The 23,379-nt window shown below is 64.2% G+C and carries 19 protein-coding genes; 5 read left to right on the top strand and 14 right to left on the bottom strand.

Annotated features, from left to right (window positions below; genetic code table 11):
• Positions 1 to 33: 33 nt before the first annotated feature.
• From murC to QRN54_RS18270, 13 genes are all read right to left on the bottom strand, one after another.
• On the bottom strand, positions 34 to 1,542 hold the full coding sequence (gene murC, locus QRN54_RS18330; RefSeq protein WP_030537033.1) for a UDP-N-acetylmuramate--L-alanine ligase: 1,509 nt from the start codon (positions 1,540 to 1,542) through the stop codon (positions 34 to 36).
• Entirely contained in the window at positions 1,539 to 2,708 is a 1,170-nt protein-coding gene (gene murG, locus QRN54_RS18325) for an undecaprenyldiphospho-muramoylpentapeptide beta-N-acetylglucosaminyltransferase (RefSeq protein WP_003941767.1), read from the bottom strand. The genes murC and murG overlap by 4 nt, the downstream gene beginning before the upstream one ends.
• On the bottom strand, positions 2,705 to 4,183 hold the full coding sequence (ftsW, locus tag QRN54_RS18320; RefSeq protein ID WP_064075437.1) for a putative lipid II flippase FtsW: 1,479 nt from the start codon (positions 4,181 to 4,183) through the stop codon (positions 2,705 to 2,707). The genes murG and ftsW overlap by 4 nt, the downstream gene beginning before the upstream one ends.
• Entirely contained in the window at positions 4,180 to 5,703 is a 1,524-nt protein-coding gene (gene murD, locus QRN54_RS18315) for a UDP-N-acetylmuramoyl-L-alanine--D-glutamate ligase (protein WP_047270101.1), read from the bottom strand. Before murD ends, ftsW begins: the two co-directional genes overlap by 4 nt.
• Positions 5,704 to 5,708: 5 nt before the next feature.
• Positions 5,709 to 6,791, bottom strand: coding sequence for a phospho-N-acetylmuramoyl-pentapeptide-transferase (gene mraY, locus QRN54_RS18310; protein ID WP_003941699.1), 1,083 nt, complete (start codon positions 6,789 to 6,791; stop codon positions 5,709 to 5,711).
• Positions 6,788 to 8,347 (bottom strand): UDP-N-acetylmuramoyl-tripeptide--D-alanyl-D-alanine ligase, encoded by a 1,560-nt coding sequence (locus QRN54_RS18305; protein WP_285182741.1) that lies wholly within the window; start codon positions 8,345 to 8,347, stop codon positions 6,788 to 6,790. The genes mraY and QRN54_RS18305 overlap by 4 nt, the downstream gene beginning before the upstream one ends.
• On the bottom strand, positions 8,344 to 9,978 hold the full coding sequence (locus tag QRN54_RS18300) for a UDP-N-acetylmuramoyl-L-alanyl-D-glutamate--2,6-diaminopimelate ligase (RefSeq protein ID WP_058039514.1): 1,635 nt from the start codon (positions 9,976 to 9,978) through the stop codon (positions 8,344 to 8,346). Before QRN54_RS18300 ends, QRN54_RS18305 begins: the two co-directional genes overlap by 4 nt.
• A gap of 183 nt (positions 9,979 to 10,161) precedes the next feature.
• The gene (locus QRN54_RS18295; RefSeq protein ID WP_003941764.1) at positions 10,162 to 12,036 is read right to left on the bottom strand and encodes a peptidoglycan D,D-transpeptidase FtsI family protein; all 1,875 of its coding nucleotides are present in this window, start codon (positions 12,034 to 12,036) and stop codon (positions 10,162 to 10,164) included.
• Positions 12,033 to 12,677, bottom strand: coding sequence for a cell division protein FtsL (gene ftsL / locus QRN54_RS18290; RefSeq protein WP_003941715.1), 645 nt, complete (start codon positions 12,675 to 12,677; stop codon positions 12,033 to 12,035). Before ftsL ends, QRN54_RS18295 begins: the two co-directional genes overlap by 4 nt.
• Positions 12,674 to 13,687 (bottom strand): 16S rRNA (cytosine(1402)-N(4))-methyltransferase RsmH, encoded by a 1,014-nt coding sequence (rsmH, locus tag QRN54_RS18285; RefSeq protein ID WP_285182740.1) that lies wholly within the window; start codon positions 13,685 to 13,687, stop codon positions 12,674 to 12,676. Before rsmH ends, ftsL begins: the two co-directional genes overlap by 4 nt.
• A gap of 190 nt (positions 13,688 to 13,877) precedes the next feature.
• Positions 13,878 to 14,309, bottom strand: a complete 432-nt coding sequence (gene mraZ, locus QRN54_RS18280) for a division/cell wall cluster transcriptional repressor MraZ (protein ID WP_003941779.1) — start codon at positions 14,307 to 14,309, stop codon at positions 13,878 to 13,880.
• 594 nt (positions 14,310 to 14,903) lie between these two features.
• A complete protein-coding gene (locus QRN54_RS18275) occupies positions 14,904 to 15,350 on the bottom strand; it encodes an SCO2097 family morphological protein (RefSeq protein ID WP_003941660.1) in 447 nt (148 codons plus the stop codon).
• A 237-nt stretch (positions 15,351 to 15,587) separates the two neighbouring features.
• Positions 15,588 to 16,139: an SAV_6107 family HEPN domain-containing protein gene (locus QRN54_RS18270; protein ID WP_228401065.1), complete on the bottom strand. Its 552-nt coding sequence runs from the start codon at positions 16,137 to 16,139 to the stop codon at positions 15,588 to 15,590.
• A gap of 147 nt (positions 16,140 to 16,286) precedes the next feature.
• On the opposite strand from QRN54_RS18270, the gene QRN54_RS18265 reads away from it, so the two are divergent.
• The 3 genes from QRN54_RS18265 to QRN54_RS18255 all read left to right on the top strand — a co-directional run bounded on the left by QRN54_RS18265 (position 16,287) and on the right by QRN54_RS18255 (position 19,337).
• Positions 16,287 to 16,892, top strand: coding sequence for a GNAT family N-acetyltransferase (locus tag QRN54_RS18265; RefSeq protein ID WP_003941672.1), 606 nt, complete (start codon positions 16,287 to 16,289; stop codon positions 16,890 to 16,892).
• Complete coding sequence (locus tag QRN54_RS18260; protein ID WP_042452826.1) at positions 16,889 to 18,487, top strand: phytoene desaturase family protein; 1,599 nt, start codon at positions 16,889 to 16,891, stop codon at positions 18,485 to 18,487. The genes QRN54_RS18265 and QRN54_RS18260 overlap by 4 nt, the downstream gene beginning before the upstream one ends.
• 70 nt (positions 18,488 to 18,557) lie before the next feature.
• Positions 18,558 to 19,337: an LppM family (lipo)protein gene (locus QRN54_RS18255; RefSeq protein WP_285182739.1), complete on the top strand. Its 780-nt coding sequence runs from the start codon at positions 18,558 to 18,560 to the stop codon at positions 19,335 to 19,337.
• A gap of 49 nt (positions 19,338 to 19,386) precedes the next feature.
• On the opposite strand, the gene QRN54_RS18250 is transcribed toward QRN54_RS18255, so the two are convergent.
• On the bottom strand, positions 19,387 to 20,376 hold the full coding sequence (locus QRN54_RS18250) for a methylenetetrahydrofolate reductase (protein ID WP_003941803.1): 990 nt from the start codon (positions 20,374 to 20,376) through the stop codon (positions 19,387 to 19,389).
• Positions 20,377 to 20,546: 170 nt separating this feature from the next.
• On the opposite strand from QRN54_RS18250, the gene QRN54_RS18245 reads away from it, so the two are divergent.
• Together QRN54_RS18245 and crtI are read left to right on the top strand one after the other, a co-directional pair.
• A complete protein-coding gene (locus QRN54_RS18245; protein ID WP_285182738.1) occupies positions 20,547 to 21,686 on the top strand; it encodes a polyprenyl synthetase family protein in 1,140 nt (379 codons plus the stop codon).
• 2 nt (positions 21,687 to 21,688) lie between these two features.
• Positions 21,689 to 23,281, top strand: a complete 1,593-nt coding sequence (crtI, locus tag QRN54_RS18240; protein ID WP_285182737.1) for a phytoene desaturase family protein — start codon at positions 21,689 to 21,691, stop codon at positions 23,279 to 23,281.
• Positions 23,282 to 23,379: the final 98 nt, after the last annotated feature.

Below are 23,379 nucleotides of genomic sequence, written 5' to 3'. Positions count from 1 at the left end.
CTCGACGCCCGCGCCGACTTCGTGCGTCGGGTGTCATCGCGGCGCGGGATGCGGCGCCGAACGCAAAGCATCGAGGATCTGTTTGCCGAGCATGGTCACGTCACCGGCACCCATCGTGATGACGATGTCGCCGGGGTGAGCCAACGCCGCCACCTGCTTCGGCGCCTGTGACAGATCCGGTTGATAGTGAACAGGTTTCGTGACCGACTGAGCGACCAGCGCACCACTGACGCCCGGCATCGGCTCTTCGCGAGCGCCGTAGACATCGAGAACGACAACCTCGTCGGCCAAGTCCAGCGCCTGCGCGAACTCCTCGGCAAACGCGGCGGTGCGTGAATAGAGATGAGGTTGGAAGACCACGATCACGCGTCCGGCTGCCGAATTGGTCGACGACGAATCGTCCTCCGGTCGAACCAGATCCGCCGCCGCGCCGAGAACCGCACGAACTTCGGTCGGATGGTGGGCGTAGTCGTCGAACACCCGGACACCACGCTCGCGGCCGGTGAACTGGAACCGGCGGTGTACGCCACCGAATCCGGCGAGCCCCTCGACGATCTCCTCCGTCTCGGCGCCGGCGTCACGGGCAGCCAGTAGAGCCGCAAGTGCGTTGAGCGCCATGTGACGACCCGGCACTGCCATCCGCACGGTTCGCGCGGCGCTCTCGCCCGCCAGGTGGAACTGCAGGACTCCCCCGACGTCGTGCGCATGGAAGCCCAGTAGTCGGACTCCGACCTCGACACCGTCGACAGGCTCGAAGGCGGTGCCCGCCTCCACTTCCTGCGCGTCTGCCGATCCGTAACCGAGTACCCGGATGTCCGAACGGCCCGAGGCCACGATTCGCTTCGCGAGATCCGCCGATCCCGGGTCGTCGAGGCAAGCAATCAAGAGCCCACCCGGACGCAACTTGTCGACAAAATCGTCGAACACCTTCACATACGCTTCGACACTCCCGAAATAGTCGAGGTGATCGGCCTCGATGTTGGTCACGACGATCACGTTGGGGTCGTACTGCAGCAGCGACCCGTCACTCTCGTCCGCCTCCGCGACAAAGACGTCACCGCTGCCGTGATGGGCATTCGTTCCCGCTTCGTTGAGTTCGCCGCCAACGGCGAACGAAGGGTCGAAACCACAGTGCTGCAGGGCGACCACGAGCATCGACGTTGTCGACGTCTTGCCGTGTGTACCCGAAACCAGGAACGTGCGATTGCCCTGCATCAGTGATGCAAGGACAGCCGGACGAAGAATCACCGGGATTCCGCGGCGAGCGGCCTCGACGAGTTCCGGGTTGTCCTTCGGGATAGCCGCGTGCGTCGTGACGACGACGGTCGGACCACCCGGCAGCAGGTCGAGAGCATCGGCGTCGTGGCCGATCCGGACCTGTGCCCCGCGTGCACGAAGCGCCAGGACTCCTCGGCTCTCCTTGGCGTCCGAACCCGAGACGAGGCCCCCGCGGGAAAGCAGAATTCGAGCGATGCCGGACATACCGGCACCGCCGATTCCGACCATGTGTACTCGCTCGAGGTGGGCGGGCAGCGCGGTCATCGGTTTCCCCTTGCGTTTTCCTGGACGGCGTTTTCCTTTGCCGCGATGTCGAGCACGATCCGTGCGATCTCGGTTGCCGCGGTGCGGTGCCCGACGTTGGCAGCACCACTGCTCATCTTGTCGAGGCGCGCGCTGTCGCTCAGCATCGGGACGACGGTACCGGCGACGAACGTCGGCGTGAGCTCGTTGTCGGAGACGATGATCGCACCGCCCGCTGCGACAACGGGTTTCGCGTTGAGTTCCTGCTCACCATTGCCGTGCGGCAACGGAACGTAGACGGCCGGAAGCCCGACCGCCGAGACCTCGGCGACCGTCATCGCGCCCGAACGACAGATAGTCGCGTCGGCTGCGGCATACGCGAGATCCATCCGCGAAAGATAAGGAACAGCCACATACGGTGCCGTCTCCGAGTACTGCGTGACCTCGAGGGAGTTCTTGGGTCCGTGTGCGTGAAGGACCGAGATCCCGGCCTTCGCCAGTTCTTCCGCTGCTCCGGACACCGCGTCGTTGAGCGACTTCGCGCCTTGCGATCCGCCGAAGACGAGCAGAACGGGACCGTCCTGAGGCAGTCCGAAGTACTCGCGAGCTTGCGAGCGGAGTCCCGCTCGATCGAAATTGGCGATCGACGCGCGAACCGGGATGCCGACGATCTCGGCGTCCTGATCGCCGCGGTTCTTCACTCCGGAACCCGGAACAGCAGCAAGCACCCGCGTCGCCAGGCGAGCACCGATCTTGTTCGCGATGCCGGCACTGGCGTTCGCCTCGTGGATGACGATCGGAATCTTGCGGCGGCGCCGAAGAACACCGCCACGTGCGGCAAGATACGCCGGAAGCGCGACGTAACCACCGAAACCGACGATCACGTCGGCGTCGACGGAATCGAGTACCTCACGGGTCTTGCGCACCGAGGCGAGGATGCGTGTCGGCAGTTTGACGAGATCCATCGTGGGCTTACGAGGAAGCGGAACCGGGGGAATGAGCTCGAGCGTGTACCCGCGAGCCGGCACCAAGGTGGTTTCGAGACCACGCGCCGTCCCGAGCGCAGTGATTCTGGTGTCGGGCGCAGCGGCCTTGACCGCGTCCGCGACAGCAAGTGCGGGTTCGATGTGACCAGCCGTGCCTCCCCCTGCCACCACTACCGACAGAGCCGATTTGTTGCCGCTCACCTACGAATTCCTCGCTCTCGAACTTCTCGTGGATCTTGTGCCCTACGTGTCGGCGCCTGCCGACGCTGACCATTCTGCCCTCCCGCGGTGCGCTTCCGTGACCCAGCGGCCGCACCTCGGTTGGAATCCGAGGAAGGGCGAGCACCTTGATCTGCCCGCTTGCGTCGATCGCCCGTCTCGATCGCGCGCCGGCCGTCGCGTCCGCGTGCCGGTTCGATCTGCCGTGCGGGCTTCGGTCGACGGATCGGCCGGCCCCCTGACGGCGGGTGGTACAGCACGGGCTTCGGCAGTCTGAGCAACTTCGAGATCTTGCCGTCCTGCCCGGAGTTCAGAGCGGCAACTGCTTCGGGCTCGTGGCGCGCTGCATTGGCGATGACACCGAACATGAACAATGTGATCGCCAAGGACGAACCGCCGGCGGAGACCAAGGGCAACTGGAGTCCGGTCACCGGCAGCAGTCCGATGACGTAACCGATGTTGATCATTGCCTGGCCGACGATCCAGGTAGTTGCAGTGGCCGACAGGAGCCGCCAGAACGGATCGATGCTGCGGGCTGCGATCCGCAATCCCGTGTAGACGAATACAGCGAACAAACCGATCACCACTGCGCAGCCGACAAATCCCAACTCTTCGCCGATGATCGCGAAGATGAAGTCGTTGTGCGCGTTGGGTAGGTAGTTCCACTTGGCGACGCTCTGACCGAGTCCGCGTCCGAAAAAGCCCCCGTCGGCGAGCGAATACAAAGCCTGCTTGGCCTGATAGTTGTTGCCCTGCAGGTCGTCGCTCTTGTTGAAGAAGGCTTGAACTCGATCGGAACGATAACCGGCCGTCATCGCCAGCACGCCCGCCACGACGACGCCCGTCACCGCGATCGAGCCGAAGAGCTTCAGTGGCAGCCCACCGAACCACAGCAGGGCCCCGACGATGATTCCCAATGCGATGGTCGTACTGAGGTTCGGTTGCGCGACGACCAGCGCGAAGACCAGCATTGCTGCGGGCACGAGCGGAATCAGGATCGACTTCACGGATCGGTCGTCCGGCCGCCTCGAAGCCAACAGATGGGCGCCCCAGATCGCCAACGCGACCTTCATGATTTCCGAGGGCTGCACCGAGAACCCGCCGACGTTGAACCAGCGACGCGCGCCCTGCGCTTCTGTGCCGATTCCCGGAATCAGGACGAGTACCAGCATGATCAGCACGACGACGAACAGCGGAAACGAATACTGCCGGAGCACTCTCGCCGGGATCCGCAGCGCGACGTAGAAGAGCACAGCTCCGAGAATCGCGAAGATCAACTGCTGGGTGAACAACGAATACGCCGAGCCACCGGACACGTACTGCTCGACGCTCGACGCCGACAGAACCATCACGAGCCCCAAGACAGTCAACATCGTGGCAATCGTCACCACCAGGTGGAACGACGCCAACGGCCGCGCCAACCAGGCACCGATTCGGGTCTTGGGACCCTTGGTCATAGCAAGTTCCCGGCTTGGCCAGGCGAATCCGTGAACGGATCGGGTAATGCGGCTACGGCGGCGGCGAAGCTGTCACCACGATGTCCGTAGCTGGCGAACATGTCCAAGGACGCGGCGGCCGGGGCGAGTACAACTGCATCACCGGGGGACGCCAACTCGGCAGCTTCGACTACCACTGCGGCCATGACGGCATCCGCGTCGGCACCCGACGGCAGCCGGATGGTGAGAGTCGAGTTGCTGCTGTTTTCGCTCACCACTGCATCGTCCCCCGACATCACGTGCACCACGGGAACATCGGGTGCGTGTCGCGCGAGCGCGTCCTCGATCACACCAGCGTCACGCCCGAGAAGGACAGCGCCGGAGAGTCGAGGGCCGACTTCGCTCACCAATTGGTCGACGCTGGCTCCCTTGAGCAGACCGCCTGCAACCCAGACGACGCGATCGTGCGCGAGTATCGACGGTCTGGCTGCGTGCGGATTGGTGGCCTTGGAGTCGTCGATGTACACAACGGACCCGACACGGCCGACCAGCGCCCCTCGGTGTGGGCCGACCTTGTGTGCGGCCAGACCGCGTTCGACGACGTCTGCCTCGAACCCGAGTGCCCGCGCCAAGGCGGCGGCGGCCAGCGCGTCCATGACGCCTGCCGGGCCGGCGGGATCTATCGACGCTGCTTCGGCCAAGCGGACGTGATCGCCGAATGCGTTGTCCACGAGGTGTCCCGCTTCGACACCCAGTTCCCCTTCGCCCGGTTCACCCAATCTGAACCCGGTGACAATGTCTGCAGTTGCGCGAGTTCCCAGCTCGGAAGCGATCGCGTCATCGAGGCCGACCACCGCGACCTTTCCGCTCAGCGCCCGCGACTTGGCCTCGGCGTACGCGCTCATTCCGCCGTGCCAGTCGAGGTGATCCTCGGCGACGTTGAGGACCACGCCGGCATCCGGACGCACCGAAGGCGCCCAGTGCAATTGGAAGGACGACAGTTCGACAGCGAGGTACTCCACGCGCGGCGACGTCTCGGCGAGTGCGTCGAGTATCGGCAGCCCGATGTTTCCGCAGGCTCGGCCGACAACTCCGGCGGCGTCGAGAATCGAGGCCAGCATCGACGTCGTCGTGGTCTTTCCGTTCGTCCCCGTCACGACGAGCCATTTACGGGGTGTGCCGAAGTGCCCGCTGTGGTCGACGCGCCAGGAGAACTCGACGTCTCCCCAGATGGGAATCCCGTGACCGGCGGCGGCTGCAAGGATCGGTGCATCCGGCCGAAAGCCCGGACTGGTGACGACGAGCCCGTACTCGGTGATCGAATCCGGGGCATCCTCGATCGAGGTGGTGGTCACCATGTCCGCGCCGAGCTCCGCGCAGCGCTCCGCGAAGTCCAAGGTCGAATCGGCAACCGTCACGACAGCACCGAGGGCGACGAGAGGCTCGATAGTCGCTTGACCGGACACCCGCCCACCGGCGACCAGCACTCGCGTACCGCGAAGCCAGGACAGGTCGTTCTCGGAATCCGCTGAGCTGGTCATGGTTTTCAGCCTCCGAGCGCTGCGAGGTATTCGCTGTAGAAGAGTGCCAATCCGATAGCCGACGCAATAGCCGCCAGCAACCAGAATCTGATGATGACCGTGGTTTCAGCCCACCCGGCGAGTTCGAAGTGGTGATGGAACGGCGCCATTCGGAACACCCGCCGTCGGCTGGACCGGAACACCGCTACCTGGATCACCACCGACGCGGCCTCCGCGACGAACAGTGCACCGATGACAACCATCAACAGTTCCGTGCTGGTGGTGATCGACAATCCGGCGAGCATGCCGCCGAGGGCAAGAGAACCGGTGTCGCCCATGAAGATCTTGGCGGGTGCGGCATTCCACCAGAGGAAACCGATGCACGCGCCCGCGCCGGCCGCGCAGAGCACCGCGAGGTCGAGCGGGTCTCGGACGTCGTAGCAACCCTTACCGGGATTCGTCTCGCACGAGTAGCGGAACTGCCAGAACGTGATGATGACGTAGGCGCCGAGAACGAAACTCATCGCACCGGCGGCCAATCCGTCGAGGCCGTCGGTCAGGTTGACGGCATTGGACCAGGCGCTGACCAGTAGGTAGCAGAAGGCGATGAAGACCACGGACCCGAGTGAGACGGTGGCGATGTCGCGCACGTACGACAGATGAACACTGCCCGGAGTCAGCCCGTCGTCACCGCGGAACTGAAGGGCCAAAATTCCGAAGGCAATGGCAGCGACGAACTGTCCGACCAGCTTCGCTGTCTTGTTCAGTCCCAGATTGCGCTGCTTGCGGATCTTGATGAAGTCGTCGAGGAAACCGACTCCACCGAGCGCGGTGGTCAGACCGAGAACGAGTAGGCCGGACGCCGATGGCCCCTCCGCGTTGTCCATGCCGAGACCGATGAGGTGTGAGCCGAGATAGCCGGCCCAGATTCCGGTCAGGATCGCGACGCCGCCCATTGTCGGCGTGCCGCGCTTGGCCTGGTGACTGGCTGGACCTTCGGTTCGGATCTCCTGCCCGAAACCTTGTTTCGAGAACGCCTTGATCAGAATCGGCGTGAGCATGATGGAGACCGCCAGCGCGATGCCTGCGGCGAGAAGAATCTGGATCACTGCGAATCCCCGCCGTTCTCGCCATCGGTGTTCGCGTCACCGGTGTTGTCGCTGGGCGTTGCGGCCAGAATCGCTTCGGCGACCGTCCACAGTTCAACCGACTTGGACGCCTTCACCAGGACGAGATCGCCCGGTTCGAGTTCCGCTTCGAGAATGGCGATTGCCGCAGCTGCGTCGGGCACGACGACGGACTCGTCACCCCACGACCCCTCCATCACTGCTCCTTGATGCATCGCACGCGAGGTGCGGCCCGTCCCGACGACGATCAACTTGCTGACATCGAGTCTGACGGCCAGGCGACCGATCGCGTCGTGCTCGACAACTGATTCCGGTCCGAGCTCACCCATCTCTCCTAGCACAGCCCAGCTACGGCGACCGAAGTGCCGATCCGATCGCGCCATGGACACCAACGCTTTGAGCGCAGCGCGCATGGAATCGGGATTGGCGTTGTAACTGTCGTTGACGACGGTGACGCCGTCGGCGCGCTCGGTGACTTCCATCCGCCTCGCGGACGCTGCCTTCGTGCCCTCGAGGACACGCGCGATGTCTGCAACCGCGAGGCCGTTCTCGAGTGCGACGGCCGCCGCGGCCAGGGCGTTGCTCACGTGGTGTTCGCCGTGAACGGCCAGGCGAATACGTGCAGAACCCTGTGAACAGTTCAGTGTGAAGGAAGCCCTGGCCTGGTCGTCGACAACCACGTCGGTCGCCCGAACGTCGCAGTCTTCGGACTGACCGACGAATACGATCCGGGCCTTGGTTCGACTCGCCATTGCGGCGACCATGCGGTCGTCGGCGTTGAGGACCGCGACTCCACCGTCGGCTGCCGACGGGAGTGCTTCCACCAGTTCACCTTTGGCGACCGCGATCGCTTCACGCGAACCGAACTCACCGAGATGGGCAGTGCCCACATTGAGAACTACGCCGATCTTCGGCGGCGCGATCTTCGTCAGTTCGCCGACATGACCGACCCCACGGGCCGACATCTCGAGAACGAGGAAGCGGGTCCTCTCGTCGGCGCGGAGCACTGTCCACGGCAGACCTAATTCGTTGTTGAACGACCCGGGGGGCGCAACCACCTCGCCGCACTCGCGCAGCAGCGCTGCTATCAGATCCTTGGTCGAGGTCTTGCCGGCAGAACCGGTGACACCGACAAGCGTCAGTCCACCATCGGTCGGTGCGCCGTCAGTTGCCAGTTCGTCGACGACGGCTCGGGCCAGAAGGCCGAGGGCATGCAGGACCGCGGCTCCGGACCCGTCGGTGTCGTGTTCGAGCAGCATCACTGCACTGGGACCGTCGTTCGGCACCGATGGAACGACGATTGCCGGAACTCCGACCGGCCGCGCCGCGAGCACCGCCACAGCGCCCGCTGCCACCGCCGCTTCCGCGTGATCATGACCGTCGACACGCGCTCCGGGTAGGGCGAGGAAGAGCCCACCTGGAGCTACTTTGCGCGAATCGAATTCGACGGTTCCAGTCACCTGCGTCGACGAATCGTCGACGTCGTGCAGGGTTCCTCCGACGATCTCGGCGATCCGAGAGAGCGTCATCGGGATCATTGCTTGCCTCCATGTGCTGTGTTGATCGCGAATCGGCCGATCATTTCGCCCAACACCTCGCGGTCGTCGAACGGGTGTTTGACCCCGTCGATTTCTTGACCTACTTCGTGGCCTTTGCCTGCCACCAGGACGACATCTCCTGGCTGTGCCCACCGGACTGCTTGCTCGATCGCGGCGGCCCGGTCCCCCACTTCGCGAACCTCGCCGCGTTCGGATTCGAGCACGTCCATGGCGCCTTGCATCACCGAAGCGCGAATCTTCGCCGGATCCTCGGTGCGTGGGTTGTCGTCGGTGACGATCAGCAGGTCTGCGCCTCGCGCACCCGCTTCACCCATGAGTGCCCGTTTGCCGGCGTCGCGGTCACCGCCCGCACCGACCACCACGGCCACTCGGCCGGGAACCTGGTTGCGCAGCGTGGCGATCACGGCTTCGAGCGCTGCCGGCTTGTGGGCGTAGTCGACCACGGCGAGAAAGCTCTGCCCCCGGTCGATCCGCTGAACTCGCCCCGGGACGTCCACGGTCCCGAGCGCTCGAACAGCCGCGTCCGGGTCGAGTCCCGCAGCAAAACTGACGGTCAACGCCAGCGCAGCGTTGGCCACGTTGTATCGCCCGGGGAGACGAAGTGAGACTGGCCACGACTGTCCATCCGGCCCGACCAACTCGAAGGTCTGCGAGCCGTCCTCGGCAACCTCGACTGCGCCGACCGTCCACTCGGCCTCGGCCGTCGAGGTCGAGACCGTGGTCACCGCGTCGCTCTCGTCGGTCGCGGCCAACTCGGCCATCCGTCGACCCCACACGTCGTCGACGCAGACGACGGCATGCTCGGCTCGCACCGTCGACTCAGGATCGAACAACCGAGCCTTGGCCTGGAAGTACTCCTCGAAGTCCCGATGGAAATCCAGGTGGTCCTGCGAAAGATTGGTGAACGCGCCGATGTCGAAGCGGATGCCGTCGACGCGTCCGAGAGCAAGAGCGTGACTGGAGACCTCCATGACGACGGTATCGATCCCCTGCTCTGCCATCACGGCGAACAGAGCATGCAGTTGCGGAGCTTCCGGCGTGGTCAGAGCGCTGGGCACCCGGCGGCCGTCGATTCGAGTCTCGATGGTCCCGACCAGGCCGGGCTTGCGGCCGGCTCCGGCAATCGCAGCTTCGAGCAAGTACGACGTCGTGGTCTTGCCCGATGTACCGGTAATGCCGACGACCTGCATCTTCTCCGAGGGCCGGCCGTAGATTTCCGCGGAGATCTCACCGAGCACATCCCGCGGGTTCGGATGAACGAGAACTGGGACGGACCGGTCAGGCGCCTTGTCCGCGGCCTCGATCAGTTCGAGGCCGGCCTCGTCGGTCAAGATCGCGGTCGCACCGCGCCCCAGAGCGTCGACGGCGAACTGAGCGCCATGGGTCCGTGCACCGGGCAGAGCGGCGAAGAGGTCATCGGTCACGATTCCCTGCGCACGCAGGTCGACGCCCTTGACGACGACCTCCGAGGACTGTGATCCCGGTTGCCCCACCCATTCGAGGCGAGCCCCGGACAGTTCGGAGAGCGCCGTGATCGCGGTAGCAACCGGTTGTGTCGGACGCGTCCCGGGAGCGCCGTCCGAGTTCGACGATTGCAAACGATTCGGCACTGTCACTCGACTCCTGGCAATTGTCGTTGTTCTATCGCGGTCGTTGTCTATGGCGGTCGTTGTCTATGGCGGTCGCAACGCAAGCAAAGTTCGGCGCACTGCGATGAATGAGGTTACTGCGACGTTTGAGATTACCGTGTCCGGGATTCACCCGAAGACCGTGTCGAAACCGACACACCGCAATCAGTCCGCCTGCAACACCAACTTGCGACCGGGGTCCGGCGACATCGGGACACTGTCACGCTGGAGCATCCACGACGCGATGTTGTGGAACAACGGTGCCGCCGACTGACCGCCGCCGCCGTCCACGCCGCGAACCGGTGCGTCGAGCATGATTCCGATCACGAATCGAGGATTGTCCGCAGGCGCGATTCCCGCGAAGGTGATCCAGTAGTTGGAGTTGGAGTAGCACTTGCACGCGGGATCCACCTGCTGCGCGGTCCCGGTCTTTCCACTGACCTGGTATCCCTCGACGCCCGCGGCAACACCGGTTCCTCGTTGGTTGCCGGTGTCTTCCTGAGTGACCGACCGGAACATGTCCCGAACGGTCGCCGCTGTCTGGGCGCTGACCACCTCGACGCCCTCGGGTTGCGGCGTCTCGGTCCGCGTGCCGGAAGAATCGACAGTCGACTTCACGATCCGCGGAGGAATTCGCACGCCGTCGTTGGCAATGGCCTGGTACATCCCGGTCATCTGCAGGGTTGTCATCGAAAGACCCTGCCCGATCGGCAGGTTCGCGAAGGTTCCGCCCGACCACTGGTCGCGACTCGGAACGCTGCCCGCGCTCTCGCCGGGAAGTCCGACGTCGGTGCGTTGTCCGAGGCCGAACCTGTTCAGCATGTCTGCGTAGCGATCCTCGCCCACTCGCTGAGCGAGCATCAAGGTGCCGACGTTCGAGGACTTTCCGAACACACCGGTAGAGGTGTACGGGGCCACACCGTGATCCCACGCGTCCTTGACTGTGGCACCGGACATCGTGATGCTGCCCGGGACCTGCAGAACTTCGTCCGGAGTTGTCTTACCGTCCTCGATGGCCGCTGCTGCGGTGACGATCTTGTTCACCGATCCGGGCTCGAACGGCGTACTGACCGACGGATTGCCCATTTCGGCTGTCGGCGCGTTCTTGTCGATGCCGATTGCGGGGTTGAAGGTGCTGTCGTTGGACATGGCCAACACCTGTCCCGTCTTGGAGTCCATGACCACAACCGAAGCGTTCTTTGCGCCCGACTTGTCCTTGGCGATCTGGACCTGCTGCTGAACGTAGAACTGGAGGTCCGAATCGATGGTCAGCTCGACACCCGAACCGTTGACTGCCGGTTGCTTGTCACGCCAGCTACCGGGGATCACAGCGCCGTCGGAACCGCGGTCGTACGTTTCGGATCCATCGGTTCCGGCGAGCGTGGAGTCCATCGAATCTTCGAGACCGAGCAAACCGTGCCCGTCCCAGCCGGTCGCGCCGACGAGATTCGCGGCCAGAGAGCCACCGGGGTACTCGCGGATGTCCTGACGCTCGAGGCCGACCTCCCGGAACTTGTCCGAGATCTCGGCAGCAACCGCCGGATCCACGCTGCGCGCGAGGTACGTGAAAGTCTCGTTGCTGTTCATCTTCTGAAGCAGATCTTTTTCCGGAACGGTATCGCCGAGCTTGGCGTGGATTCCGGCGGCGATCTCGGCGAGGCGATCGCTCACTTCCGGCGCCTGCTTGTCACCCTCGGCGCCCTGCTCGATGCTCTTGGCGCGCGCTTCCTCGAGTTCCTTGCGTACCCGCACCGGCTGGAAAGTCAGCGCCTTGGCTTCCATGGTGAAGGCGAGGGGGTTTCCGTTGCGATCGGTTATCGAGCCACGTACAGCCGGATCGACCTGGGTCGTGGTTCGTTGATTGGCAGATTCCGCAGCCAGACTCGGCGCGTCGATTCCCTGAATCCACAAGAGCTGCAATGCCGCAACGGCGAGCGCACCACACATGGTGATACGACCGACTCGCTGACGAAACGGAAATGAGGCGGTGGCCGAGCGGCGCGGACGCCGACCGGGGTTGTTACGGGAGTTCTGACTCACCGACGTTCCTCAGGCGGAGCAGGCACCGCCGTCGTGGTGGCGGGTGCTGTCGTCGTGGGGATCACAGGAACCAATTGTTCACTCTGCGCGAGGTTTCGCGTGTTATTCGGAACGCTCGGCGTGGCTCCGGGAGCAACCGGCGTTGTGGTGCGCGGGGGTGTCGCAGTCGGTGCGGGCACCGATGTGGGCGCATCGAGCGGAGGCATAGCTCCGGCAGTCGCGGGAGTCGGCGTTCCGACGACCTCGACCGAACCGTCCGGATGAACTACCAGTCGTGCAGGGTCCTTGGCGGGGACCATGCCGAGAGCGCTTGCCTGATTTGCCAACTCCGGAGCCGAGTTACGCGACTGGAAGTCACGTTCGAGCGCTGCTTTCTGCTCGACCAAAGACTGGTTGTATGCACGTGCATCACTGAGTTGGTACGAATCCTCGGCAGCGCGAGTGGTCAGCAGCAGAGTCACCGCGAGACCGATGGACAGAAGTCCGATGACGGAGGCGACGAACGGCACTCTCCCCTTGAGCATCGCCCGAGGAGAGATAGACGGGCCGGCAGCAGCGACAGTTCCGGTCCGGCCTGCCGCCCGTGCGGTGCGCTTGTCGTATGCACGTTGCGCTGCACCGGATTTGCCCTGACGACTCATGCCCGCCTCCTGGAAATGCGTTCTGCGGCACGCAAACGCACCGGAGCTGATCGTGGGTTCTCTTCGATTTCCTGCTCTGACGCACGTTCTGCGCCACGGGTGAGAATGCGGAACTCCGGTCCCATACCCGGCAACTCGACCGGTAGTCCTTCAGGACTGGTGGACTTCGAGCGGGGAACCAACTCCGCCTTCACAACTCGATCCTCGAGCGACTGGTAGGACATGAACACCACTCGCCCACCGACTGCCAGTGCGTCGAGCCCGGCAGGAACGGCTGCACGAAGCGAATCCAACTCGGCATTGACTTCGATCCGCAGCGCTTGGAAGGTGCGCTTGGCCGGGTGTCCCCCCGTACGCCGCGTGGCTGCCGGGATTGTTCGGTACAGCAATTCGACCAGAGCTGCACTGGTGGTGAAGGGTTCACGCTGACGCTGCCGAAGGATCTCGGACGCAATCTTTCCCGCGAACCGTTCTTCGCCGTACGTGCTCAGAATGCGAGCAAGGTCGCCGTGACTGTAGGTGTTCAGGACCTCTGCCGCGGTCAGCCCGACCGTCTGATCCATCCGCATGTCGAGAGGAGCGTCGATCGAGTACGCAAAACCTCGGTCGGCTTCGTCCAACTGCATCGACGACACACCCAGATCGAAAAGGATCGCGTGAACCGACTCCGTCGACGGCAGACCTGCCTGTTCGAGCGCGTCCTCGATCCCGTCATACGTGGTGTGCACGAACGTCGTTCGGTCCGCGAATGGCGCCAGACGCTCGGAAGCGATCCGGAGTGCGTTGGTGTCGCGATCGAGACCGATGAGGTGAAGGCCCGGGTACTTGCCCAGGAAGAATTCGGAGTGGCCACCGAGCCCCAACGTCGCATCGATCATGTATGCGCCCGCTCCACCGTCACCGACGGCGGTGATGGCAGGGCCGAGAAGATCGTCGGCGCGGTGCAGAAGTACAGGGACGTGCGCGAAGCCATCGGCATCCGAGGGTTCGTTCACCTCGTGATCCACCATGATTGCTCCGGCTCCTACTTTCATGATTTCCGATGACTTTTCGAAAAGGTGCTGACTTTCCGAGAAGGCGATGACTGTTCGAGAAGGCGAATGCTTCGAGGTCCCTGCCCGAAGGAGAACCTGGCGCTGGGGAAGTGCGTCAGGGTCTTTCCGGGCAGAGGCCTCGCGGCATTCGCCGGGGGCTCTTCGCCTAGACGATCTCGCTGAGAGATTCGCCTGTTGCCTGCGAATAGTCCTCTTCGTTGTCTCCGAGATACCTCTCCCAGGCTGCTAGATCCCAGATCTCGAGGTAATCGACGGAGCCGGTCACTACGCATTCCTTGGACAGGTTTGCGTAACGCCGATGATCAGCCGAGAGGGTGATTCGCCCCTGGGCATCGGCGTGCTGTTCATCTGTGCCGGCGGCCAGGGCACGGACATACGCCCGAGCTGCCGGATCATTGCGTGGAGCTGCCGCTGCCTTTCGAGCAAGCTTGACGAACTCGTCCCGGGGGTAGATGGCGAGGCTGTGATCCTGACTCTTGGTGATCATCAATCCTCCTGCCAGTTCGTCTCGGAACTTTGCCGGCAACGTGAGCCGACCTTTGTCGTCGAGCTTCGGCGTGAAGGTACCGAGGAACACTCGACACCTCCTGCGAGCTTGCGCTGAAACCCTCCCTATCGAGCGGATCGTGCTTCAGCTCTCCGCCCGAACCCACAGTACCCCACTTTCCCCCACAAACAAGGAGCACATGGTCCCTATTCAGCATCATTTGCTGATAAATAGCAGGTCAGCGCAGGTGGGGAGACGTGGGGGAAATTTGTAACCGTGTCCCGGCCCACACCGCCGTCAGATCGACCCTTTACGCCACGATCTGTTGCTCCCCCACACAAAATCGCAGTACAAGCGCGGTTTTCGAATAGACGTGAGCGGGACGAGGTCTGGTCGTGCGTTGCAGTTCGACCAGGGTGGAGGAAAGTGGAGGGCCGAGTGGAGCGAAGTGGAGGAAGCCCGCGGACATGCCCTGAGGCAGCAGGAGTGGCGAGTGATTCGCTCGCACGTCACTGATTCACTCGATGGATTGCCGGCGCACACGTACAACACCCACAGCAACGGCGTGTGGCGGTCGGCAACCTTGGTTGCCGACCGCCACACGTGTGGTCGTCCGTGCCCTGAAGAGGGCGTCACGTCCGAACTGCATCACTCTCGAAGTACGCCCGAAGAAGGGCGGGAGAGCTAGTCCTGCTCGAACCTGCGTTTGAATCGATCTTCCATCCGCGACGAGAATCCGCCGCCGGACTTCCGGCCGCGTCCCCGCCCGGATCCGCCGGCACTACCCCTACCCGGCGGACCGGAGGGATGATTGCCACCTTCGGAAGCGGAGTCGGCGGCCGGCGCAGACTTACGTCCACCACCCCAGAGGAACAACACCCCTGCGCCGAACATGAACAAGAAACCGAACAGGCTGATGATCGGAAAACCGCCCGGCTTGAGCGGGAGTGCAACCCCCGCGATCAGCAGGACCAGACCCAGCACGAATAGAGCCGCTGCTTGGAACCGCCGTCTACTCGACGGCGCCCGCATACGGCCGCCCCTCACATTGGAGGCGAACTTGGGGTCTTCGGCATAGAGAGCGCTCTCGATCTGATCGAGCATGCGCTGCTCGTGCTCGGAGAGTGGCACGGTACCTCCCCCGGCACTGGAAGTTTGGCAACCACCCCACGGTGTGAGGCGGCGGGTAATCAAGTTGGACGATTACCTGTTTTCATAATACGAGCAGTTTAGGTCTCGGACCACCAACTCCGGGTACGAGTTCCGCCACAAGCGTACGTATTCGTGCCGAAGGGCCCCGATTCGGCTCCATTTGCCTGTGCGGACCAGGAAATTCCCCGGAAACAACTGCCGACACGGACCATTTGTTCACGACGCTCGCAAATGCTCGGACGCGTCCTGACCGATGAAATCTTCGACCGCCGTGAGAAAACGGCCGACCTCGGCGAAGAATGCGTCGGAATCGGAGTCCGTGATCACGATCGACACGCCGGTTTCCACGGCCGCACGCGTAGAGGACCACCCTGCGAAGAACTTCGACCACGCTCCGAACGCGGGCGCTGCGGCGTCCATCAGAACCCACGCGTTTCCGCTTCGCTTGCGCTTCGAGCCGGCACCGGCAGGAGCTGCGGCCAACACTGCCCCGGCACCACGTAGGGCCGCCAGGTAGGCACACCGGAACCGGTCGGCAGGATCGCCCGCCCCAATCGCTTCCTCTAAAAGCGCATCCGCCTTCCGGAGCAGCCCCCACGCCACACCGGACTTTCCCACTCGAGCAGTGCGGTGGCTGGCGTCCGTCGCGCCGAAGGACCGCCTCGCCGACATCGGCAATCGAGAAATTGCGGCATCCGACGGACTCGACAACTCGGCAGGAAGAGTTCGTTGGCACTTCACACGTTCAGGCTTCACACGCTCGGACATCGGGGCACCTCCTGCACCGTGAGGATCCAAGACCAGGTGGGCCGGAGATGCCCGCTTCCCTTCGGGCATCTCCGGATCACCCACATCGAACATCTGTTCGACCTATTCAATATAACTGCACCCACCGACACGCCGTCAAGAGAAGAGGTGAGACCGGTCGACCCGCAGATCGCCTGGACACCACATACGGTCGACCTCGATCGCGCAGAATTCGCGAGTCGACTCCACGAGGCACTGGCCGTGTACGTCACCGCGATGGACTATCCGCGAGGAACCGAGTTCCATCGCGCACCGATGTGGCAGGAGCACGCGAACCGGCCTGGCTGGAAGGCCGTCGGCGCATTGGCGGTTCCTCAGCAACCGTCACACGAAAATCTGCCGCTGGTGGGGATCGCTTACGGGTATCGCGGGAGCCCGGACCAGTGGTGGCATCAACAGGTACTGCACGGGCTTCGGCGCTCGGGTCGTCCCCAGAGCGAGATCGACGCGATTCTGAGCGACTACTTCGAACTCACCGAACTCCACGTGCATCCGAACGGACAAGGTCACCGGTTGGGCGAATCGCTCTTGCGTCACCTCCTCGTCGATCGACCCGAACGTAGTGTGCTGTTGTCGACACCCGAGGTGTACGACGAGGACAACCGAGCCTGGCGGCTGTACCGTCGCCTCGGCTTTCGTGACGTGCTCCGCAGATTTCGTTTTGCCGGCGACAACCGGCCGTTCGCAGTCCTCGGCCGTGGACTGCCGCTGTGAGCGCGCTTCTCGACGCCGTCGTCGTCGGCTCCGGACACAACGCGCTCGTATCGGCCGCCTACCTCGCACGCGAGGGTTGGTCGGTCGAGGTTCTGGAGAAGGACACGGTTCTCGGCGGCGCCGTCTCGACCGTCGAGCGATTTCCCGGATACAAGGTGGACCGGGGGTCGTCGGCACACCTCATGATCCGACACAGCGGCATCATCGAGGAACTCGGACTCGGCGCGCACGGACTGCGCTACATCGACTGTGACCCGTGGGCGTTCGCGCCGCCCGCCCCGGGCACCGACGGGCCGGGCATCGTGTTTCACCGCGACCTCGACGCAACCTGCTGGTCCATCGAACGAGCATGCGGGACAAAGGACGCCGACTCCTACCGGCGATTCGTCGCGGTCTGGTCGGAGCGCAGTCGACATGTCATGAAAGCGTTTTCCGCACCGCCCACCGGATCGAACCTGATCGGTGCGTTCGGAGGTCTCGCCACCGCACGCGGCAACAGCGAACTGTCTCGGCAGTTCCTCGCGCCTGGCGACGCACTGCTCGACGAGTATTTCGACAGTGAGGCACTCAAAGCAGCGCTTGCGTGGTTCGGCGCCCAGTCCGGGCCTGCGATGTCGGAACCGGGAACCGCTCCGATGGTCGGCTTCGCGGCCCTCATGCACGTCTTGCCGCCAGGGCGAGCAGTCGGTGGAAGCGGCGCACTGAGTGCTGCGTTGGCCTCCCGGATGGCTGTCGACGGCGCCACGGTCGCGCTCGGTGACGGCGTGACGTCGATCCGTCGAAACTCGAGTCACTGGACCGCCACAACCGAGAGCGGTCGAGAAGTTCACGCTCGCAAGGTAATCGCCGGGTGCCACATCCTGACCACGCTCGACCTCCTGGGCCGAGGGGGCTTCGACCGAACCACGCTCGATCACTGGCGGCGGAAAATCAGGGTCGGCCCCGGCATCGGCGCGGTACTTCGACTGGCGACATCCGCGCTTCCGTCGTACCGCGGCGACGCCACGACACGGGAAAGTACCTCGGGATTGCAATTACTCGTCTCCGATCGCGCACACTTGCGCACTGCACACGGCGCAGCACTGGCGGGGGAACTTCCTCCTCGCCCTGCGGTTCTCGGAATGAGTTTCAGCGGAATCGATCCCACGATCGCCCCGGCCGGTCGGCATCAGGTGACACTGTGGTCGCAGTGGCAACCGTATCGCCTCAGCGGACATCGCGATTGGGCATCGGTCGCCGAGGCGGAGGCCGACCGGATCGTCGGCGAGATGGAGGCTTTCGCACCCGGGTTCGCCGATTCCGTCCTCGACCGGTTCATTCAGACTCCCCGGGACATCGAGTCGGAATTGGGGATGATCGGCGGAAATGTCATGCACGTCGAGATGTCACTCGATCAGATGATGTTGTGGCGACCGCTTCCGGAACTGTCCGGCCATCGTGTTCCGGGAGCAGACGGGTTGTATCTGACCGGAGCATCGACTCATCCCGGTGGCGGTGTGTCCGGAGCCAGCGGTCGCAGTGCGGCTCGAATCGCACTGTCGGACAGCCGCCGGGGCGCGACTCGTCGTTGGATGCGTCGTTCGAGCAGGTCGTGAAGGTCACCCGCCGAACTTCACCCGCCGACACGCCCCCGCCTCGATGACTGGCTACGCCACGGCTGGCACGATGACCACTGTGCAACAGTCCACCGATCCCGCCGCCAAGCCGACCAGTCGGAAACGTTTCCTGACGGTTGCCGCGCTCGCCCTCATGCTTGTTCCCTTGCTTGCCGGGTGCATCCGCGTGCAGGTGTCGATGGGAGTGTCCGCGAACGATCGTGTGACCGGACAGGTGGTAGCTGCCGCTATTCCGGCGAACGAGGCGGACAAGGGTCCGCAGCTGACCCCACCTTCGTCGCTGGAGGACAAGATACGGGTTCAGGAGTACAAGAAGGACGGGTACGTCGGCAGCCAGGCGTTCTTCAGCGACTTGTCCTTCGGTGACGTCGCCCAACTGGGCTCCATGTACGCCGAGGGGTCCGGGTCGTTCCAGATCACCCTCAAGCGATCCGGGGACACCGTCACGCTCGACGGCAAGGCAGACCTGAAGACGGTTCCAACTCAGGGCGCCGACGTCCAGGTCAGCATCGCCTTCCCGGCACGGGTCGGCACGACCAACGGAACACGAGACGGCGATTCCCGGGTGTCGTGGACCTTGCCCGCCGGCGAGGTGTCCACGATGCGCGCCGAGGTCAACTACGCGGACCCAAGCACCCGAAGCTTCGCCGGGTGGGCAGGAATCATGGCCGGGCTGGCGCTCGGTGTCGCGATTGTCGTCGGTGCGATGGCCTGGATGGCGCGCAATCGAGCACCGATCAAGCGCGCGCCGGCCGCGAAAGCACCGGTCATGAAGACGCCTGTCACGAAGCAAGCAGACAACAAGAATCCGAAAAACACCACGAAATAGCGCCTGACGATTGCCCCCCTCGATTGGTGTCGAGCGGGGCAACCGGAGATCAGACGGCTTGTGCTGTCCCGACCGAAGTGTCGGGAGTGAGACCGAGTCGCTCGAGGACCTCACTGGTGGCGCGCGCAAAGTTCAACGTGATGAAGTGCAGGCACGGAGCGCCTTCGGCGATCAACCGCTCACCCATCTCGGTGGCCAGATCGATGCCGAGTTCGCGGACCGCTGCACGGTTCTCGTCCGGACCGCTTCCGGCCGCGGCGTCGAATCGACGCTCGAGAGCGGGGGGCAACGACGAGCCCGAGAGCTCGAGCATGCGCCGCACCGAGCGCAGCGACGTCACCGGCATGATCTCCGGGATGATCGGCTTGGCGCCCTGTTCTGCGTCGTACGCACTCACCCGGTCACGAAGACGCAGGTAGTCCTCCACGTCGAAGAACATCTGTGTGATCGAGTACTCTGCGCCGGCACGCAACTTCGACACCAGGTACTTCGTGTCGTATGCCAAGTCCGGAGCGCGGTAGTGCCCCTCGGGGAACGATGCGACGCCGACGTGGAAGTCGCCCAGGTCACGGACCATCCGCACGAGTTCCTCGGCGTACTCGACGCCTTCGGGATGCTTCTTCCACTCGCCGAGCGGATCGCCGGGCGGATCGCCGCGCAATACGAGGATGTTGCTGATCCCACGATCGGCGTAGGCACCGACCATGGCGCGAAGCTCTTCGGTGCTGTGTGAGACAGCAGTCAGGTGAGCAACCGGCAGCAGGGTCGTCTCTTCGGCAAGTTCGCCGGTGACACGCACCGTACGATCGCGCGTCGAGCCACCTGCGCCGTAGGTCATCGAGACGAACGCCGGTCCGAGCCGCTCGAAGGTACGCACCGCACGCCACAGGCGCGCTTCGGCGTCCGCGTCACGCGGCGGCGAAAACTCGACCGAGAACGGAATACGGCTACCTGTCGAGGAAGCGATCCGATCGACGATCGACGGTGTTCGGGTGGCCCACCCCTCGCTGGAGCGGCCCCTGACTGGATCGAATGTCACCGGTCAAGCATATGTTTTCCAGCTGCAAACAAGCTCATCGCCCAGTACTGCGTATCCCGAATGTCAGGATCGCGCAGTTCACGGCCCGACCCGCCGTTGATTCCAGCCCCTACTAAGCTGGGCCCCAAGCTCGCTTCCGTGTAACCATCCGGCGCGAGAACATACCGATCTTGGAGGCCACCCTGTCCGCAGGAACCGCGCGCGTTGGACAGAGTTCGACCAACACCGCACCGCATCCGACCTCACTCGAACTGCCAGGTTTGTTCGAAGCAGCGCTCCGCGACTTCTTCGCTTCACGCCGCGAACTCGTCACGAACATCGGCGGTGGATACGAGAAGGCCGTCAGCACCCTCGAGGCCTTCGTCTTGCGCGGAGGAAAGCGCGTCCGACCGTCGTTCGCCTGGACGGGATGGCTCGGCGCCGGAGGCGACCCGAACGGGAAGGACGCAGACGCGGTGATTCGTGCGTGCGCCGCCCTCGAACTGGTGCAGGCCTGCGCGCTCGTCCACGACGACATCATCGACGCATCCACGACCAGGCGCGGCTTCCCGACCGTTCACGTCGAATTCGAGGACCAGCACCGAGACGAGGAGTGGAGCGGCGACTCCGCGCACTTCGGCGAGGCCGTCGCCATTCTTCTCGGCGACCTGGCCTTGGCCTGGGCGGACGACATGATCCGAGAATCCGGGATCAGCCCCGAGGCGGCCGCACGTGTCAGCCCGGTCTGGTCGGCAATGCGCACCGAGGTGCTCGGTGGCCAATTCCTCGACATCAGCAACGAAGCCCGAGGCGACGAGACCGTCGAGGCAGCCATGCGGGTCAACCGCTACAAGACCGCCGCGTACACGATCGAACGCCCACTGCACCTCGGCGCCGCGCTGTTCGGTGCGGACGCCGAGTTGGTCGATGGCTACCGGTCCTTCGGCACGGACATCGGTATCGCCTTCCAACTTCGCGACGACCTGCTCGGTGTCTTCGGAGATCCGTCCGTCACGGGCAAACCGTCGGGCGACGATCTCATCGCCGGTAAGCGAACTGTCCTGTTCGCGATGGCGCTTGCCCGCGCCGACGCCGCAGATCCGGCGGCAGCAGAACTGCTCCGCAACGGAATCGGCACGCAGCTGACCGACACCGAGGTCGACACTCTGCGCCAGGTGATCACCGATCTGGGCGCCGTCACCGACGTCGAAACGCAGATCGACACCCTCGTCGAGGCAGCTGCGAACGCCCTCGACTCGAGCACGGCAACGGCAGAGTCCAAGGCTCGCCTGACCGACATGGCGATCGCGGCCACGAAGCGAAGCTACTGACCGTGGCACACGTGCACCGCACTCGAACCGTCAGCTCGCCGACCGATCGAGTCGTGATCGTCGGCGCGGGACTTGCCGGACTGTCTGCGGGGTTGTATCTGCGTGGCGCCGGCCGCGACGTCACGATTCTCGAGAGCAACAGCTCGGTCGGTGGGCGAGTCGGTGTCTACCAGGGCAATGACTACAGCATCGACAACGGCGCAACGGTGCTCACGATGCCCGAACTCGTCGAAGACGCGCTTGCCGCCGTCGGTGCCGACCCAGCCTCGACAAACCCCAAATTCGTTGTGCACAAGCTCGATCCGACGTACCACGCGCGATTCGCAGACGGCACCGCTCTCGATGTCCACGCCGATCCAGAAGACATGGCTGCCGAGGTATCCCGTGTCTGCGGGCCGGAAGAAGCGCAGCGATACCGTGCGTTGCGGCGATGGCTGAACCGGATCTTCGACGCGGAATTCGACCGCTTCATGGACGCCGACTTCGATTCTCCCCTCGGACTGGTCAATTCGCGTGACGCAGTCAAAGATCTGAGCCGGCTCGTCGCACTGGGAGGATTCGGGAAACTGGGCGGGCAGGTGGATCGCAAGATCCGCGACCCTCGCCTCCGGCGGATCTTCACCTTCCAAGCGCTGTATGCGGGCGTTGCTCCGTCTCGGGCCCTCGCGGTGTACGGGGCGATCGCTCACATGGACACCTCACTCGGCGTCTACTTCCCCGAGGGCGGAATGCGCACGATCGCCGAGTCGATGGCCGACGCCTTCACCGAGGCCGGCGGAATTCTGCATCTCGGCCGCACTGTCGAACGCCTCGAGGTGAGCGGACGGCGCGTGCACACCGTTCACTCACGCGACGGCGAGCGCTTCGACTGTGACGCCGCCGTCCTCACTCCCGACATGGCCGTCACGGACTCGCTCTTGCGCCCGCATACGCGATTGCGTCCGCGCCCGGTGCGTACATCGCCGTCCGCTGTCGTGATTCACGGCACTGTTTCCTCCGCGGTCGCCGACGAATGGCCCGCGCAGCGACACCACATGATCGACTTCGGCGAGGCGTGGAAGCGTACCTTCGCCGAGATCACGGCACGCCGCGGCCGCGGGCGACTGATGAGCGATCCGTCACTGCTCGTCACCCGACCGGCACAGACCGATCCGAGCCTGGCCTTCTCGCGAGACGGCCGAATCCGTGAACCGCTGTCAGTCCTCGCGCCGTGTCCGAATCTGGACAGTGCAAGTCTCGACTGGTCGACTCTCGGCCCGCCCTACGTGCGCGAAATCATCCTCACGCTGCAAGAACGTGGCTACACGGGACTGGTCGAAGGGTTCGAGGTCGATCACGTCGACACCCCGCAGACCTGGCTCGAGAAGGGCATGGCCGCGGGTAGCCCGTTCGCAGCGGCACACACCTTCACCCAGACGGGGCCGTTCCGACGCAAGAACCTCGCCCGCGGCTTCGACAACGTCGTTCTCGCCGGATCGGGCACCGTTCCGGGGGTGGGAGTACCGACCGTTCTGCTGTCCGGACGGCTCGCCGCCGAACGTATTACCGGTACACGCGAGCGAGCCAGCGCGGTGGGCACTCGTGCGAGCAACTAAACTGGCCCCTCGTAACCGACCATTCATCCACGATTCACCGACTCGGGCGCTGCACGCGCCGATCGACACCGATCTCCTCGGGGGAGGAACCTGCACCG

The organism is Rhodococcus sp. MEB032 (assembly GCF_030208925.1).
In the GTDB taxonomy this organism is placed as follows: Bacteria; Actinomycetota; Actinomycetes; order Mycobacteriales; family Mycobacteriaceae; genus Rhodococcus_F; species Rhodococcus_F qingshengii.
Note: the sequence above shows the minus strand (reverse complement) of the source record. Positions and strands in the feature narration are given on the sequence as shown.

Bases quoted from the DNA above. Each gene is read 5' to 3' on its own strand.
- murD (WP_047270101.1), bottom strand. From the start codon at position 5,703: ATGACCAGCTCAGCGGATTCCGAGAACGACCTGTCCTGGCTTCGCGGT.
- QRN54_RS18270 (WP_228401065.1), bottom strand. From the start codon at position 16,139: ATGTCCGAGCGTGTGAAGCCTGAACGTGTGAAGTGCCAACGAACTCTT.
- QRN54_RS18255 (WP_285182739.1), top strand. From the start codon at position 18,558: ATGACCACTGTGCAACAGTCCACCGATCCCGCCGCCAAGCCGACCAGT.
- ftsW (WP_064075437.1), bottom strand. From the start codon at position 4,183: ATGACCAAGGGTCCCAAGACCCGAATCGGTGCCTGGTTGGCGCGGCCG.
- QRN54_RS18305 (WP_285182741.1), bottom strand. From the start codon at position 8,347: ATGATCCCGATGACGCTCTCTCGGATCGCCGAGATCGTCGGAGGAACC.
- rsmH (WP_285182740.1), bottom strand. From the start codon at position 13,687: ATGGTGGATCACGAGGTGAACGAACCCTCGGATGCCGATGGCTTCGCG.
- ftsL (WP_003941715.1), bottom strand. From the start codon at position 12,677: ATGAGTCGTCAGGGCAAATCCGGTGCAGCGCAACGTGCATACGACAAG.
- murC (WP_030537033.1), bottom strand. From the start codon at position 1,542: ATGACCGCGCTGCCCGCCCACCTCGAGCGAGTACACATGGTCGGAATC.